We start from the raw sequence: 16,117 nt of genomic DNA, 5'->3' as shown, positions 1-16,117 counted from the left end.
ATAATTGTGACTAATCGTTATTATGAAGCTATAAATTGGAACGCCGTTGAGGATATTATCGACAAATCTACTTGGGAAAAACTAACTGAACAATTCTGGTTGGATACACGTATTCCCTTATCTAACGACTTAGATGATTGGCGGACACTTTCCGATGATCAAAAAGAAAATATCGGTTTAGTATTCGGCGGTTTGACACTTCTAGATACCATACAGTCAGAAAGTGCTATCGAGGCTCTCCGCCACGATGTCCGAACACAGCATGAAGAAGCTGTATTAAATAATATCCAATTCATGGAGTCAGTCCACGCAAAAAGCTACTCATCAATCTTCAGCACATTAAATACCAAAGCTGAAATTGATGAAATCTTTGAATGGACTAATACAAACCCGTACTTGCAGAAAAAAGCAAAAATTATTAACGAAATTTATAAAAACGGGACAGCTTTACAAAAAAAAGTTGCTAACGTTTATTCTGAAACTTTCTTATTTTATTCTGGTTTCTTCGCACCACTCTATTACTTAGGAAATAATAAATTAGCCAATGTGGCTGAAATTATTAAATTAATTATTCGTGATGAGTCAGTCCACGGTACCTATATCGGTTATAAATTCCAATTGGGCTTTAATGAACTAGCTGATGAAGAACAAGAGGAGTTTAAAGCTTGGATGTACGACTTACTCTTTACACTGTATGAAAATGAAGAACATTATACAGAGATGCTTTACGACAAGCTAGGATGGACAGAAGAAGTAAAAACTTTCTTGCGTTACAACGCTAATAAAGCATTAATGAATCTAGGAATGGATCCCTTATTCCCTGATACAGCTGAAGATGTCAATCCAATTGTAATGAACGGTATCTCAACTGGAACTAGCAATCATGACTTCTTCTCACAAGTAGGTAACGGCTACTTGTTAGGTACTGTAGAAGCGATGCAAGATGATGACTATTTAATCGGTTTAGATTAATCCAAAAAGCGCACCTTATTCTCTTTAATAAGAGGATAAGGTGCCTTTTCTGTATGGTTTATCGTTGTTCTAAATAAAAATAAATATCTACTTTGCCTTCTTGCCTCTTCTAAGTTAAATGTTTTTCAATCGGTTCATGGGTCTGTTTTATCTTAAATACGACACGTTTAGATACTACATAATTAATAATTGCAGCTATACTCTGTGACAACACAGTAAAAATAAATTCATTCAATAAGTGCGGTGAACCGATATATTTTGCAAAAAAAACATTTGAGAAAAAGGAATTATTAAAATTTAGTTGTTTTAAATGTAAGAATCGAATCCAAAATTTTTCGTACTTATCAACAAATATAAAGGCTATTCCTAAATCCATAAAAAAAACCCCCGCACGGGTTAAAGTAAATTCAATAAACTGTATCACACTCTTTTTCCACCCGACCCGTTTATTTTTGAATACAAGGTATTTATTTGCAAAAAAAGCAAAAATCAAAGCCACTGCTTGCCCGATGAACACTGGTAACAATACATTATTCGTAAATTCTCTAGCAGTAAAACGTGTGAAAAAGTAAATCAACGTACCTAAAACACCGAAAAGAACATAAAATAAAAACTCTTTTCGCTTAATCATCTAATAAACACCTCATTTTCTTCATAAAAAAAGATGCTTAATCACTTAGTGAATAAGCATCTTTTTAATGTTACTTGTTAAAGTATCCATTCACTTGGTCTAATGCGTCATCCGAAAGAACAAGTTCGCCATACTCTTCTAAAATATCATCAGTTACAATTGTACTTGTTGCAAATTCATACATTCTAGCGACTTGATATAACAGTCCTTCGTCCGATGCACCAAAAGGATCGAATAAAACTTGCAAGTAATACTTTTTATTGTATAAAAAGACATTTGATTCATAGGCATCTAACTTAGCATGGCGCGCTAAGTTGATTAGTGATTCAAAATCTGGTAAAACGAACTTCACGCTGTAAACAGTACCGCGGTCATCATCTTCATATTCTTGTAAGAAAGCATCAAATGTTTCCAGGTTCTTATCCTTCTCATTGACAACATCTGAATCATCATCTAAAACTTTAGGCATTTTTTCTTGAATAATCTTTTGCAGATTTTCATCAGCTAATTGTGGATCTTCTTGAGAATTTGTTACTTTACTGATAAATAACTCTAGGCCGTCACGATTTGGTAGTACTTGGAAGGTTACTGCATCCGTCTCATGAAATTGATCATCCACATCAACTTCTTCTAAAATACTATAGAAAAAGCCTTCTATCTGTTTCTGATTACCTAAGAGATCTAAGAAAGTTACCCCGCGTTTTTCCAAATCTTCACTGCCGATTGACACACGGATAGTATTTTCATTTATACGCTCCATTTCCATATCGTTGCACCTCTCTTCCATCTTATCTATAGTATCATTGTATAGTAAATCAGTAAAAAGTAAAGGAAATACATTCATAAACTAAAAAGCAGCATGGTAAAACATACCACATGCTGCTAACGTTTTTACATTTTTAATCAATTGGCACTAGAAACCAGCCTGCATTTGTGCATGTTTTAATTCGATTGCTCGTACTTCCCGAGGTAAGAATCGACGTATTTCATCTTCATTAAATCCAACTTGCAATCGTTTATCATCTACCATTATCGGTCGGCGCAACAACCCTGGATTATTTTGCACTAAATCTAATAACTCTGGAAGTGATAACTCATCCAGATCGACATCCAATTTTTGGAAAACTTTTGATCGTGTCGAAATAATTTCCTCAGTTCCATTTTCTGTCATTCGTAAAATCTCTTTTAACTCATCTTGTGTTAACGGTTCAGAAAAAATATTACGTTCAACAAAAGGAATTTGATGTTCTTGTAACCATGCTCTTGCTTTACGACATGATGTACAACTTGGAGAAGTATATAATTTCAACATACAAATCACTCCCTTTCAAATTACTAGATATTTTATAAACAGTATAATGTTTACTACCTAGCATTAATTATACTATAATTAATTTCCAATTTCTACCCCTTATTTTATAATTATTCCAAAGTATTTATTGATAAAACCTTTGATATATATAGGTTTTTAAAGATCATAGCTTATTAATATCCCTTTGCAAAAAAAGGTGGTTATTCATATAATTACTACTAAAAGTTAATAATGCGCAGCATATATACTCACTAAATTATCAGTTAAATGAGTTTTTTTTAATCAATATTTCAGTTATAATGATAAGTACTAAGTTAAGTAAAGAGGATGATTAAAAAATGAAAACTATTTTTTCTGGTATACAACCTAGTGGTATTCCAACTATTGGAAATTATATTGGGGCAATGAAGCAATTTGTACAGCTTCAAGATGACTACCAATGTTATTTCTGTATTGTAGATGAACATGCAATTACAGTGCCGCAAGATCGTTTAAAATTACGTGAACAAATTCTACAACTTGCCGCACTCTATATTGCTGTCGGTATCGATCCTAAAAAAGCAACGATTTTTATTCAATCTGAGGTCTCAGCACATGCTGAAGCTGCTTGGATTGTCCAATGTAATATTCCCTTGGGTGAATTAGAACGAATGACACAGTTTAAAGATAAATCGCAAAAAACTGGACGTACTAGTGTTAATGCAGGACTCTTAACTTATCCTCCATTAATGGTTGCAGATATTATTCTATATAATTCTAATTTAGTACCTGTTGGCGAAGATCAAAAACAACATTTAGAATTAACACGTGATTTTGTTGATCGGTTTAATTCCCGTTATGGTACACCGAAACAACCAATTTTAGTATCACCTGAAGTTAAAATTGCTAAAAAAGACAGTGGTGGTCGTGTGATGAGTTTACAAGAACCAACAAAAAAAATGAGTAAATCTGACACAAACAGAAAAGGGTTCATTTCTATGTTAGACGAACCGGACGTTATCCGCAAAAAAATTAAATCAGCTGTTACTGATTCAAGTGGTATCATCGAGTATGACCCTGATAACAAACCAGGGATATCGAATTTATTAGTCATATATTCTGCAATGTCTGATCTTCCTATCTCTGATATCACAGCTAAGTACCATGACAGTGGTTATGCAGAGTTTAAAGCTGATTTAGCTGAAGTAGTCGTTAATAAACTAGAACCCATTCAAACACATTACAAAGAACTTTTAGTGTCTGACGAATTGCAAACCATTCTAGATGATGGCGCGATTGACGCACAAAAAGTAGCAGACCGAACACTGCAAAAAATGCGAAACGCAGTCGGTTTGGGACGAAAACCAAAACGATAATAAAAAAAATGACCGGACGGTTAATATCCCCTATGTAAAAGGGACATTAACCGTCCGGTTTTCTTTTTTAATAAATTAATTCAATTAAATCTTCTGGCACAATATTTCCAAAATATTTTTTTACATCTATCGCAGCTACTGCATCTACGATACTTTGTTTATCATATTTAATTCCTTGCAATTTTTCTTCAACATCTTTTATTTCACCTAAACCAAAGAAATCACCAAAAATTCTGATGTCTTGAATAACCCCGTCAGAAACATTCATTTTAGCTTCAATCGAGCCAATCGGGAATCGCTTACGACGCACTAAATCGAATTCGGGAGATTTTCCATAGTTCCAATCCCAATTACGATATAATTCGTCACTTAATTTATTGATTTTTTCCCAATCATCATCCGTCAACTTATATACATTAACATCATCCAAGTTGTCCGTTTCAAATATTTTTAATAAAATATCTTTTCTAAAATCCTCAGTGGACATATTTTGATGTTCATCAGATAGATACGGTTTAATATTTGTCACACGTGATCGAATTGACTTAATCCCTTTTGACTCAATTTTATCTTTTCGTACCTTAAGGGCGTTAACAACTTCATTGATATCACTATCAAACATTAATGTCCCGTGCGCAAACATCCGACCATTAGTCGCATACATGGCATTACCCGAGAACTTCTTGTCATCAATAACTAAATCATTACGTCCTTTCAACTCTGCCCCTTCAACACCCATATCATGAAGTGCATCAATAATCGGCTGTGTCACTTTACCAAAATTACGGAACGACTCACCATCATCCGGCATAATAAAACTAAAATTCAAATTTCCTTCATCATGATAAACAGCTCCACCACCGCTTAAACGACGAACCACGTGAATACCATTTTCTTCAACATACTCTGTGTTAATTTCTTCAATTGTATTTTGATTACGACCAATAATAATTGAGGGTTCATTAATATAAAATAATAAAATCGGCTCATCTAATGGCATTTGTTGAACTAAATATGTCTCAATAGCTAAATTAATACGTGGATCTGTTATTCCCTCGTTTGATACAAAAATCATGTGTTAAACACCCCTATAGTTTAATTGTTAAAAACCTTTCTGCTAAGGTTACAGAAACCCCTGGATTATTTAAATAATCTTCTGTCTGATGTTTTAATAATTCTAAATCAATATCTTGTTGCAAATGACTTAAGACAAGTTGTTTGACATTAGCCTCTTTAGCAATTAACCCTGTTTCTTTTGATGTCAGATGCGCCTTGTGATTTTCATGTCCTTCTAAGAAATATGTATCTGTAATTAGCAAATCGGCATCTTTACAAAAATCTGATAATCCTTCAAAGTAACCCGTATCACCGGTAAACACAAACACTTTTCCACTTTTTTGCTCTACGATACGCATCGCATAACAGGTAACCGGATGCCGTGTTTTTTGAAATGAAATAACAAACGGTCCTACCTCCAATACCTCATCTTCATAGTAACCGATACCCTCTGATATCCCCTCCATTGTCATCTCTGAGAAATGCCACTTATCTAAGGTATGTCCATAAATAGGCAATACTGGAATTGGTTGTTTAGGTTTGAGTTGGCGTAAATACTGCAAGACACCTACATCAGCTATATGATCATGATGATAATGCGTTAAAATGACAGCATCTAAATCAATAGGATTCATTCTTTCTTCCAATCTAACCAGTGTGCTGCTGCCGGCATCAAGTAATAGTGAAAAACCATCAGATTCAACTAAATATGATGTTGTCCCATCATCTTCATATGGAAATCCTCCCCAAAATCCTAATACTGTTACTTTCATAGAGACGTCATTCCTTTCATAAATAAGTCTACACATATACTTTACTTTTATTCCTGCGAGAACGCAATCAACTTTCCTTACAAACAAAAAAATAAGTAGTGTCATTCATAAAAAATCACACTACTTATACAAATTTGTTTTTTTAATAGCTTATTAATTTTGCTGCAGTTTTTTGATCAAGTCTGCGCACAACTTCTGTCACTAATTTTACTGTATTTAAATAATCATCTTCATGAATCACAGATGTATGTGAATGCAGGTAACGTGTTGAAACGGTGATAGCTAGAGCAGGTACTCCGTTACGTGTTAAATGTTGCATACCAGCATCAGTTCCACCACCAGTAATGACCGTATATTGGAAGGGAATATCTAACTCTTCGGCAATTCCAATCACAAAATCACGCAATTTTTTATGCGGAATCATTGATGCATCAAAGACAATGATTTGCGGCCCTTTACCTAGAACTGAGTCAGCTTCTTTCGGTGTCATCCCTGGAGTATCACCTGCAGTTCCCGTGTCCAAAGCAAAAGCTATATCAGGGTTGACTAGGTGCGTACTAGTTCGAGCACCACGCAGCCCAACTTCTTCCTGAACGTTACTTCCAGCAAAAAGAATATTTGGATGACCATCTTTAGCTAAGTTCTCTAATACTTTAAGCGACACTGCTGTCCCAATTCGATTATCCCAAGCTTTCGCTAACAGATACTTAGAATCGTTTAAACGTTGGTACTCGATATACGGAGTAATCATGTCGCCAGGTTTAATTCCCCATGAAGTAGCTTCTTCTACGCTTGACGCACCGATATCGACAAACATATCTTTAATATCATATGGCTGTTTACGCGCATCAGCAGACAGGACATGAGGTGGTTTAGACCCGATAACTCCATGAATTTTATCATTCTTTCCAGTAGTAATCGTCACTTGTTGGGCAAGCATAACTTGTCCCCACCAACCGCCTAATGTTTGGAATTCAATGAAACCTTTATCTGTAATTTTAGTTACCATAAACCCGACTTCATCCATGTGACCAGAGATAAGCACTCGTGGTCCGTCTTTATCACCAATGTGACGGGCATTGATACCACCTAACCCATCATAAAGGATTTTATCCGCATATGGTTCAGCGTATTTCTTAAAAACACTTCTTACCTGATCTTCATTACCTGGAACACCATTTGCGTCAGTTAATTCTTTTAAAAACAGTTCTTCTTTTTTTTCTAACATATCAACCGCTCCCTATCTCAGTATTTTGTTTAGTATATCATGTCTTGATCAAATCACCGACTTCTTTTTTTAAAATAATAAGCCGCGACGCCGCTCATTACTATAGTAAACAGCGATACGATTACCCCGATGGTCAACGCTTTTGATGAATAAGACATTTCAATTGTGTGTTTTCCTTTGGTTATTGGTATTCCGATAAAATCATCTAAAATCTTTTGTTGTCTTGTTTTTTTCCCATCCACCTTTATCGTCCAATCTTTATCAAAAGGGATAGCAATATATAATAATTGATTAGGTTCATTAACCGTCACAGTTCCTTTCAATTTACCTCTATTCAACAAATCCAACTCCAAATGATTTTCCTCAGCCTTGTCTATTACATGTTGAAATTCAGCAGCATTCAATGTTTTAAATGCCATTTTCGACAAGTCAGCTTTTACGTTACTATTAAAAGTTAATTCTAATTTCATGTCTTTTTCGACATATCCTAAATTAAATAATTGATTCGTTGCAATATACTGATAGGTATCAATTACCTTGTCATTTAGTTTCAATTTGCCGACATTATTCCAGACAACTCTTGGTAAATATAAATATAAAGTACCTGATGATTGCGTGACACCAGTAATCATCACCTTTTTATTCTTTTGGCTTGTCTGCAAATCTCTCAGTGAATCAAAATACTCAGTCTTCTGCGGTGCAATTGTCTGCATAATTTTTTCTTGATTTCCAATAATATCTTGGCCGTTAAATTCTAAGTTTGCTAAGTCAGGATTAGCTGTAAAACCCATTCCAACCGCTTCATCATTTAGATACGTGTAAGATAACTTATCTTTATGTAAAACTTTTTTCTCGTCTAATTCTTTCGGTACAATTGTATAGCGGACATTAAGCAGCAGGTTAGCAAGCTGCGACTCGTCAACATAGGAAATACGACGGTCATTTTTTGCATATAATCCTAAATCAACTAAGGCATGCTGTGTATTAGCTTCTAGAGTCGAAGTATAGCTCGATACACCGGGATAACCAAATAAGACAGGATTATTATAACCATTCATGACTTCATTATATGCATCATTTTGATTATCAACACGATGATTGAAACGATTTAATTTATTTGTCCGTCCCATCATATTTTGAATCACTTTTTCTTGTTGATTATACATCTCCTCATACTGTTTCTGCTGTCCAAACGGTGTATCCTTCAATGATAACCAAAGATTTCCACCCAATTCAGCCATAATACATATCATCAACAAGACATGCCAAACGGTGCCACTTTTAATAAGCCCTACAGTAATTAGAAGGACAAACAGCCAAATAATGGCCACTGAAATAATAAAATAGATATTTGATAATAAATAATTATGATTTGAACCCATATTTAAAAATAATTGGCCGATACTTAGTAAAATTGTATACACCACTCCTGCCAGCAGTACACGCTTCTTAATTAAATCCTTGTCCTGCTCTATGCGTGCATAAAGATACGTTTCATATGCCAATTTAATTAAAATGAAGCTGAAAATAAACGCATTGCGATAAGGAAAACCTGCTGGACTTTGAAACATATGCCAAACAGTATTAAACATCTCAAAGAAAAAACTAAAATAAACAAAGATTAATAACCCTGCCATAGCTTTCTTTTTACGTTTAGGCACGGTTGGTAAAAAGAAATAGATAAATGCCAATAACCAAATAAAAATTCCAGAATATACCATTGGTAAGTGGTCTAGTCTTGTCTCAAAATTTATAGTGCCGATTGCCATTTGAGATAGTGCTTCCAATCCAAATTTTGGTATCGGAAGAAAATCATGTAAGTAAAATGTTGACTTTCCTGTCTTTAACATACCATTTACTGCTGGAATTAACATAAAACTAGTTGCTGTTCCTGCCAAAAAAGAAACTGTTAAAAATAAGCACCAATCTTGCCAAAACTGCTTTATTTTAGCAATCGGTTTTGGTTTATAAATATAGTAATAATAGAGAAAGACACTGTAGGCTACTGAGAAGATACAAACCATATAGCCCAAATAGTAGTTAGTCACAATAGCCGAAAACAAAGCTACAGCATACAGTCCATATTTTTTTCGATGCCACAAACGCTCTATACCTAAGACTAATATCGGGAAAATAATCAACACGTCTAACCACATAAAATTAAAAAGATAGACGACAACAAACCCACACAAACTATAAGCTAGAGAAAATCCTTGCGTTAACACGCTGGTTTGATTATAGTGCTTATCTAAATATGTATACATTGTTAATCCCATCAGCGAAATCTTAAGCATAATAAGACAGCTAATAGCTATTGGTATCATGTCATAGGGAAATAATAAAACAAAGAAATTCAGTGGAGACATTAAATAATAAGCTATTAATGCCTCGGTCGATCCACCAATACCATTTGAAAATGAGTACAAGCTGCTCATATCACCTTGCTCAAAAAATCGCTTAAAGCTAGTTAAAAAGGGCGAGTACTGTGTCCCTAGATCACTTACCAGTAAATTATTATTACCAAATGGCGTAAGTTTAAGTAATAGAAACACGCATACCATGACGAAAAAAGGAATGACAAAACTTAGTCCATACAATAAGAATTTATTCCTTAATTTGTTAATTATCATATAGTTACCACCTTAACGGACACTTTAAAACGTCGTCCAATTCTTATCTACTATCATACAATAAGCATAGTGAGACGTCACCCAATAAAACAATCCGTATAAGATTGTCAACAAGAACCATAATGTTCTGATAAAAGTTAGATCAACTACCGGTACAACGATATACAACCAGTTCAAAGAGAACATCATCAAAAAGAATGCAACAATAAATGGTATGAAGAAAACATAAGCATTCTCGAGATAAATATTTTTCTTGATGACTTTATTGGGAACACCTAGTTTAGACAATATTTTATACGTTTCACGTTGTTTTTCTAGTATAAAAAATTGTCTAAAAACAATCATACTAATGGTTGCTAACATAAATAAAAAACCTAAAAAGATAGCAATGTAAACAATAAACTTTCTTTTAGCTTCTAAGAAAGTAGTATACGGACGTTTCATACCAATTTTTATATATTGTTTATCTTGTTTTTCCTGCTGAGAATCAAAATCAAGAACTTTGTGATACTTGGTTATTTTTTTACTCATAGATAACACATTATTTGACGAATCCCCGATTTCCGATATTTTAGGTGAAAATTCTCGTCTCACATCATCAATTACTGATTTTGTATTTTGGCCAGGAGGTACATTAATCCAGTAATACGAATATTCGTTATCAGCACTTAATCGCTGATAGTATTCATCACTGACTAAAAGCAGTTTAGTTGCCTTTCGGATATCATCTTCATTACCAAGTACATCCTCATAAACCCCCTGCAGTGTGACTTTACCAAGCTGAGAGATATTGCCAGATTCATCGTAGCCCATATTATAAGTAATGTTTGATTGATTCATTTGGATAAACATATAAACATCATTCTTATTTTTTAGTTTTAAAGGTTGAAGTGCTGGTTTCATTTTTCGTGCCTTATTATATTCTGTTTGACTGATTACATCAAAATTCATATTTTTTGGCATTTTCAATTCTTCTAGAGAAACATCAAAGTTACCAGTAACTTCTTTTAAATCAATCCTTAGTGTTTGCGTTGGCTGAACATCATGGCGCTTAAGCACATCCAAAATCAGTTGAAACCGATCAAATGACACAGCAAAATCCACATCATATGAATAATCGGTTAAACTTTTATTATATTGATAGTACACACTTGCTAACGTGACTGTAGCTAAAGAAATTCCTAAAAAGATTGTCGTCGTAACCATCATTTTAGCACTATTGCCTAATCGATTAGATAATTGATTAACTGTCAACATATTTAAATCCATATAATACCGTTTTTTTATCTGTTTAAATAAACATAGTAAGATAGATAAAAAGTGGTTATAAAATAGATATGTCCCAATAAAACCTAGTGCAATAACGACCACTAAACCAAAAATAAAACCAATTTTGACATGAAAATAAACCCGACCAATCATCATGATAAAATTAAATTTCAAGACAATTTCTACTAGTAAACCATATGTAACTAAACTGATAATACCTAAAATCCAATTCTCCAGTGTAACATCGCCAATATCTACAGCCGGTTTATCAGAATTAAATAATGCTAGTAATTTACTGCGGTAAACGGTTGAAGCCGACTTAATCGCAGCAAGTAAAAAAAGAAAGATAAATACGGCTGAAGTCTTAAGTAGCGAGCTGGCAGAAAAAATAATGTAACTGTCGCCATTCACTGAAAGAAACTTTAACAGAATCATTGAAAATAACCTCGAAAAAAAAATGCCTGAAATAAGTCCCATAACTAAAGAAATACTGCCAATAATCATATTTTCTATAAAAAACATCGCACCTATTTGATATTTGCGCATACCTAATAAGCTATACAAGCCGATTTCCTTCTTTCGACGTTGAACAAAAAAGGAATTAGCACTAAAAATAAAAATAATCGCAAATAAATTAATCAAAATCGTTGCAGACTGCAAGCCAAAATCAACACGAAAATCATTTGATATCAAAGTAACTAATCGATAATCACGACTCATTGCAACAAAAATGTAGTAAATTGATACGGAAAACGCCATACTGAACGCATACATAAAATAAGACGACAACTGTTTTTTAGCATTCTTTATTGATAAATCAAATAATGTCATGTGCCACACCACCACCTATTGCTGCCTGCATATCAATGATTTTTTGAAAAAATTCTTTTCGAGTACCACGTCGATTTAATTCAGAAAAAATAACGCCATCTTTAATAAATAAAATACGAGAACAATAACTTGCTGTAAACGCATCATGAGTAACCATCATAATTGTCACCCGCTCAATTTTATTTAGTTGTGTCAAATATAGAAGCAGCTCCGTAGCTGATTTTGAATCTAATGCACCGGTTGGTTCATCAGCTAGAATCAAGTTCGGATTAGTTATAATTGCTCTAGCTGCTGCAGTACGTTGTTTTTGCCCAACTGAAATGTCACCAGGAAATGAATTCAGAATTGAATTCAAATTAAACACTTCTGCAACACGTTGCAATCGCTGCATCATTTCAGACAAAGGTAATCTTTCAATTGCCAAAGGCAAAAGAATGTTATCCTTTATAGATAAAGAATTCAATAAGTTGAAATCCTGAAAAATAAAACCTAACTCTTTTCGTCTAAAATCACTTGTTTGTTTTTCGGTCATTTTCGTCACATCCTGGCCGTCAATTATAACAGAACCCAAAGTGGCATTGTCAATAGTCGCTAAAACATTCAAAAGGGTCGTTTTTCCAGCACCGCTTGGTCCCATAATCCCTATAAACTCTCCCTTTTTAATATTAAAAGTAATATCTTTCAATACATGATGACTGTTATTTTTTTTGCCATATATTTTCACAAGTTTATCTACTTCTACTATCATTATCCTATCCCCACCTTTTTCAAAATATCCCCAACGTTATCATATCAAATTTTTTTATCTTTTTTCATCCAGGTGTTCTTACAGTATTGTAATGTATATGCCAATTACCGTCTTTTAAAGATTTATCTGTATTATTTCTCATTTTTAGTTATAATATAAGTAGTTGTTTATTATTAAAGGAGTGACATACATATGAAAATTATGATCGTTGAAGATGATTATACTGTTCGCGATTTAATTGCTGAATCTCTGGTAAAATGGGATTTTGAAGTTATTTGTGTATCAGATTTCGACCGTGTGTTAGATATTTTTAGTGAAGAAAAACCCAATCTTGTTTTATTAGATATTACATTACCGATATTTGATGGGTACTATTGGTGTCAAAAGATTCGTGAAATTGATAACACTCCAATTATTTTCATTTCCAGTCGCAACACAAACATGGACACTATCATGTCAATGCAATTAGGTGGAGATGATTATATTAACAAACCCTTCTCAATGGACATTTTGATTGCTAAAATAAATGCTCTTTTAAGACGAACGTATGACTATTCTCAAGAAAAATCTGTCACTTTTGAACACCGGGGCTTAACACTAAATTTAGAAAATAACACAATGTCTGTTAACGGAAACACAGCTGAATTAAGTAAAAATGAATCTCGATTACTTGTAATTCTCTTAAAAAACAAAGGAAAAATATCGAGTCGAGAAAAATTATTGCGTGCTTTATGGGATGATGAACGATTCGTTGATGACAATACACTGACCGTCAATGTGAATCGTCTTAGAAAAAAAATTGATAGTATTGGTTTGCCTAATTATATAGAAACACGTGTTGGGCAAGGCTACATTATTGAATAAGGCAGCTGATAAATATATGAATTTTTTAAAATACTTATCAGACCAATTGCATTTATTTCTTATCTGGATTTTATTAATCATAACAACTGGATTTGTACTTTGGCTAACTCCCAAAGAGTCTTTGGATATGTCTGTCATGATTTACATCGTTCTTATAGGTGTAATTATTATATTTATCTATTTTTTAACTTCCTATCAGAGAAAAAAGAGATGGTGGAATCGGTTAGAAAAAAAATCTATCCAACATCTTGATATGGAACATCTAACTAATGCACATAGTTATGAAGAAAAATTTTATCAAACATGTATCAACAATATCCAAGATGATTTTATCTGGGAGTCAAACCATGTCAATAAACAATCAAAAGAGCATCAGGACTTTATTAATGGTTGGGTGCACGAAATTAAGATTCCATTGGCATCTTTTAATTTATTAGTTGATGCTGTGGAGTATGATATTCCTGATGACAAATTTTTACTATTTAAAGACAATTTACAACGCATGAACGATTATGTCGAGCAGGTAATGTATTATTCAAGGCTTGATAGTTTCTCTAAAGATTATCTCATTAGTAGCCATTCCTTATTAGCCATTGTCCAGTCTGTTGTTAAACGTTCTGCTAATTACTTCATTCAAAATCATATTAAATTAGAATTAGCCGACGAGGACGCAAATGTATTGACTGATGAAAAATGGCTACATTATATTATCAACCAAATCATCAGCAATTCGCTGAAATATACTGAAGCAGGTGGAACTATTCATATCGAAATCAACAAAGATGATCGCGGTACATTGCTATCAATCAGTGACACGGGTATCGGTATTCCTACTGAAGAGTTACAGCGAATATTTGACAAAGGTTTTACCGGTAGTAACGGTCGTAACAAGCAAACAAATTCGACCGGATTAGGACTTTACCTAGCTAATAACCTCGCTAAAAAGCTTGGTCATCATTTAATCGTCACGTCAGAAGTAAACGAGGGGACAAAGGTCTCTATTCTATTTCCAACACTAGGTTATTACTCTGATAATGATTCTGATTTTTTAGATATTTAAAAAACCTGTTGAAACATTTACCGTTTCAACAGGTTTTTATTATAGCTATAATCTAGTTAAAATTCGCTCGACATTCATCGTCTGAAACTCTTCTTCAGTAATATTAACGATTACCGCTGACTTTCTTTTTGCAAGAACAATATCTTTCAACTGATCATCATAACGATGAACTTGGGGTGATAACAATATATCCGTGTAATCACGTGCAGTCAACTTTTCATCAACTCTTGATACCGGCGAATAATCCACATCATAATCTAACCCTTGTGTTTTCAATGCCTCCAACATTTTAGATACAAATAATGATGCACTAATTCCCGTTTCACAGATAAATAATATACTTTTTGACATGTAACAACCCTCTTTTTCGTTAAATTTTTTGAACTTTAACCGGCTTACCCGATTTCAGCGATTCATTCGCTGAGAACGCTAAGCGTTGTGCCATAATACCGTCAGCAAATGATACAGGTGTGTCCTTATCATAGCGAATCGCATCTAAAAATTGCTCAACTTCAGCGATATAGGCATCATTATAACGTTCTAAGAAAAAGTATAACGGTTTTTGACTGTGAACACCAGATTTATCTGACAAAGTAACATTGCTTTTTAGTTCATTCTCTGCAGCTGATGCTCCCTTTGAACCAAATGCTTCTAAGCGCTGATCGTAGCCATATACAGCTTGACGACTATTACTGATAACACCTAAACAACCATTCTCAAATTTAAGTGTTACCACTGCAGTATCAATATCTATTCCCTCAATATCAGGATTTACTAATGCTTCACCCATAGCATAAACTTCTTCAACTTCACTACCGGCAATAAAACGTGCCATATCAAAATCATGAATCATCATGTCGAAGAATAAGCCTCCAGATGACTGGACATATGATAAAGGTGGTGCTTCCGGATCACGAGAATCAATTCTCAATAGTTGAATATCGCCAATTGCTCCGCTGGCAACATGTTCTTTTACTTGTGCAAAGTTACGATCAAAACGACGATTTACACCAATTTGAAACTTAATGCCAGCCTTTTTAACAATATCGTAAGTTTCCAACGTTTCTTCATCTGAGAAACTAATCGGTTTTTCACAGAATACATGCTTGTTAACTGCGGCAGCACGCTTAATCATCTCCACATGTGTATCGGTCGGCGTGCAAATAAAAACTGCATCGATCTCAGGATCATTAAAAATTTCATTAAAATCCGCTACAATCGGTACGCCAATCTCACTTTCAAAATCTGTCATTTTGTCAGCAAATAAGTCTGCGACTTTTTTTACTGTAACATTTTTCATCTGTACCAAATTTTTTGTATGTAATTTACCGATTCTTCCTCCGCCGATTACGCCAACTACTAAATTCTTTGTCATAAAGTCATCTCCT

Annotated in this window: 15 protein-coding genes; 4 read left to right on the top strand and 11 right to left on the bottom strand. The window is 33.9% G+C overall.

The window, feature by feature from the left end; translation table 11 throughout:
* The first annotated feature begins 6 nt into the window (after positions 1 to 6).
* Positions 7 to 972, top strand: coding sequence for a class 1b ribonucleoside-diphosphate reductase subunit beta (gene nrdF, locus CBF37_RS05655; RefSeq protein WP_125983782.1), 966 nt, complete (start codon positions 7 to 9; stop codon positions 970 to 972).
* Positions 973 to 1,081: 109 nt separating this feature from the next.
* On the opposite strand, the gene CBF37_RS05650 is transcribed toward nrdF, so the two are convergent.
* From CBF37_RS05650 to spxA, 3 genes are all read right to left on the bottom strand, one after another.
* Positions 1,082 to 1,603: a GtrA family protein gene (locus tag CBF37_RS05650; RefSeq protein WP_125983781.1), complete on the bottom strand. Its 522-nt coding sequence runs from the start codon at positions 1,601 to 1,603 to the stop codon at positions 1,082 to 1,084.
* A gap of 70 nt (positions 1,604 to 1,673) precedes the next feature.
* Positions 1,674 to 2,369 (bottom strand): adaptor protein MecA, encoded by a 696-nt coding sequence (locus CBF37_RS05645; RefSeq protein ID WP_125983780.1) that lies wholly within the window; start codon positions 2,367 to 2,369, stop codon positions 1,674 to 1,676.
* A 147-nt stretch (positions 2,370 to 2,516) separates the two neighbouring features.
* Positions 2,517 to 2,915, bottom strand: coding sequence for a transcriptional regulator SpxA (spxA, locus tag CBF37_RS05640; RefSeq protein WP_125983779.1), 399 nt, complete (start codon positions 2,913 to 2,915; stop codon positions 2,517 to 2,519).
* Positions 2,916 to 3,253: 338 nt separating this feature from the next.
* Between spxA and trpS the strand changes: the two genes are divergently transcribed.
* The gene (gene trpS, locus CBF37_RS05635; protein WP_125983778.1) at positions 3,254 to 4,270 is read left to right on the top strand and encodes a tryptophan--tRNA ligase; all 1,017 of its coding nucleotides are present in this window, start codon (positions 3,254 to 3,256) and stop codon (positions 4,268 to 4,270) included.
* 67 nt (positions 4,271 to 4,337) lie between these two features.
* Here the strand turns inward: trpS and CBF37_RS05630 are convergent, their stop codons facing one another.
* The 6 genes from CBF37_RS05630 to CBF37_RS05605 form a co-directional block, all read right to left on the bottom strand.
* On the bottom strand, positions 4,338 to 5,345 hold the full coding sequence (locus CBF37_RS05630; RefSeq protein WP_125983777.1) for a lipoate--protein ligase: 1,008 nt from the start codon (positions 5,343 to 5,345) through the stop codon (positions 4,338 to 4,340).
* Between the two features lie 13 nt (positions 5,346 to 5,358).
* A complete protein-coding gene (locus tag CBF37_RS05625; protein WP_125983776.1) occupies positions 5,359 to 6,099 on the bottom strand; it encodes an MBL fold metallo-hydrolase in 741 nt (246 codons plus the stop codon).
* Positions 6,100 to 6,241: 142 nt separating this feature from the next.
* Positions 6,242 to 7,327 (bottom strand): M42 family metallopeptidase, encoded by a 1,086-nt coding sequence (locus CBF37_RS05620; RefSeq protein WP_125983775.1) that lies wholly within the window; start codon positions 7,325 to 7,327, stop codon positions 6,242 to 6,244.
* Between the two features lie 53 nt (positions 7,328 to 7,380).
* Complete coding sequence (locus CBF37_RS05615) at positions 7,381 to 9,957, bottom strand: YfhO family protein (protein WP_125983774.1); 2,577 nt, start codon at positions 9,955 to 9,957, stop codon at positions 7,381 to 7,383.
* A gap of 24 nt (positions 9,958 to 9,981) precedes the next feature.
* On the bottom strand, positions 9,982 to 12,057 hold the full coding sequence (locus CBF37_RS05610) for an ABC transporter permease (protein ID WP_125983773.1): 2,076 nt from the start codon (positions 12,055 to 12,057) through the stop codon (positions 9,982 to 9,984).
* Positions 12,044 to 12,805, bottom strand: a complete 762-nt coding sequence (locus CBF37_RS05605; protein ID WP_125983772.1) for an ABC transporter ATP-binding protein — start codon at positions 12,803 to 12,805, stop codon at positions 12,044 to 12,046. The genes CBF37_RS05610 and CBF37_RS05605 overlap by 14 nt, the downstream gene beginning before the upstream one ends.
* Before the next feature lie 192 nt (positions 12,806 to 12,997).
* On the opposite strand from CBF37_RS05605, the gene CBF37_RS05600 reads away from it, so the two are divergent.
* Positions 12,998 to 13,669, top strand: a complete 672-nt coding sequence (locus CBF37_RS05600) for a response regulator transcription factor (protein WP_125983771.1) — start codon at positions 12,998 to 13,000, stop codon at positions 13,667 to 13,669.
* A gap of 16 nt (positions 13,670 to 13,685) precedes the next feature.
* Complete coding sequence (locus CBF37_RS05595) at positions 13,686 to 14,729, top strand: sensor histidine kinase (protein ID WP_125983770.1); 1,044 nt, start codon at positions 13,686 to 13,688, stop codon at positions 14,727 to 14,729.
* Positions 14,730 to 14,774: 45 nt separating this feature from the next.
* Here the strand turns inward: CBF37_RS05595 and CBF37_RS05590 are convergent, their stop codons facing one another.
* Together CBF37_RS05590 and iolG are read right to left on the bottom strand one after the other, a co-directional pair.
* Positions 14,775 to 15,080 carry a PTS sugar transporter subunit IIB gene (locus CBF37_RS05590; RefSeq protein ID WP_125983769.1) on the bottom strand — a complete coding sequence of 102 codons (306 nt, stop codon included), beginning with the start codon at positions 15,078 to 15,080 and terminating at the stop codon, positions 14,775 to 14,777.
* Between the two features lie 19 nt (positions 15,081 to 15,099).
* On the bottom strand, positions 15,100 to 16,104 hold the full coding sequence (gene iolG / locus CBF37_RS05585) for an inositol 2-dehydrogenase (protein ID WP_125983768.1): 1,005 nt from the start codon (positions 16,102 to 16,104) through the stop codon (positions 15,100 to 15,102).
* Positions 16,105 to 16,117: the final 13 nt, after the last annotated feature.

This window comes from Vagococcus vulneris (assembly GCF_003950515.1).
In the GTDB taxonomy this organism is placed as follows: Bacteria; Bacillota; Bacilli; order Lactobacillales; family Vagococcaceae; genus Vagococcus; species Vagococcus vulneris.
The sequence above is the reverse complement of the archived record's forward strand: the minus strand, read 5'-3'. Positions and strand labels throughout refer to the sequence as shown.

What these genes read in the sequence shown, in the direction of transcription:
- CBF37_RS05625 (WP_125983776.1), bottom strand. Translation starts at nt 6,099, where the DNA reads ATGAAAGTAACAGTATTAGGATTTTGGGGAGGATTTCCATATGAAGAT.
- CBF37_RS05620 (WP_125983775.1), bottom strand. Translation starts at nt 7,327, where the DNA reads ATGTTAGAAAAAAAAGAAGAACTGTTTTTAAAAGAATTAACTGACGCA.
- CBF37_RS05630 (WP_125983777.1), bottom strand. Translation starts at nt 5,345, where the DNA reads ATGATTTTTGTATCAAACGAGGGAATAACAGATCCACGTATTAATTTA.
- iolG (WP_125983768.1), bottom strand. Translation starts at nt 16,104, where the DNA reads ATGACAAAGAATTTAGTAGTTGGCGTAATCGGCGGAGGAAGAATCGGT.
- trpS (WP_125983778.1), top strand. Translation starts at nt 3,254, where the DNA reads ATGAAAACTATTTTTTCTGGTATACAACCTAGTGGTATTCCAACTATT.
- CBF37_RS05615 (WP_125983774.1), bottom strand. Translation starts at nt 9,957, where the DNA reads ATGATAATTAACAAATTAAGGAATAAATTCTTATTGTATGGACTAAGT.
- CBF37_RS05645 (WP_125983780.1), bottom strand. Translation starts at nt 2,369, where the DNA reads ATGGAAATGGAGCGTATAAATGAAAATACTATCCGTGTGTCAATCGGC.
- CBF37_RS05610 (WP_125983773.1), bottom strand. Translation starts at nt 12,057, where the DNA reads ATGACATTATTTGATTTATCAATAAAGAATGCTAAAAAACAGTTGTCG.
- CBF37_RS05650 (WP_125983781.1), bottom strand. Translation starts at nt 1,603, where the DNA reads ATGATTAAGCGAAAAGAGTTTTTATTTTATGTTCTTTTCGGTGTTTTA.
- CBF37_RS05605 (WP_125983772.1), bottom strand. Translation starts at nt 12,805, where the DNA reads ATGATAGTAGAAGTAGATAAACTTGTGAAAATATATGGCAAAAAAAAT.
- spxA (WP_125983779.1), bottom strand. Translation starts at nt 2,915, where the DNA reads ATGTTGAAATTATATACTTCTCCAAGTTGTACATCATGTCGTAAAGCA.
- CBF37_RS05590 (WP_125983769.1), bottom strand. Translation starts at nt 15,080, where the DNA reads ATGTCAAAAAGTATATTATTTATCTGTGAAACGGGAATTAGTGCATCA.
- CBF37_RS05600 (WP_125983771.1), top strand. Translation starts at nt 12,998, where the DNA reads ATGAAAATTATGATCGTTGAAGATGATTATACTGTTCGCGATTTAATT.
- CBF37_RS05595 (WP_125983770.1), top strand. Translation starts at nt 13,686, where the DNA reads ATGAATTTTTTAAAATACTTATCAGACCAATTGCATTTATTTCTTATC.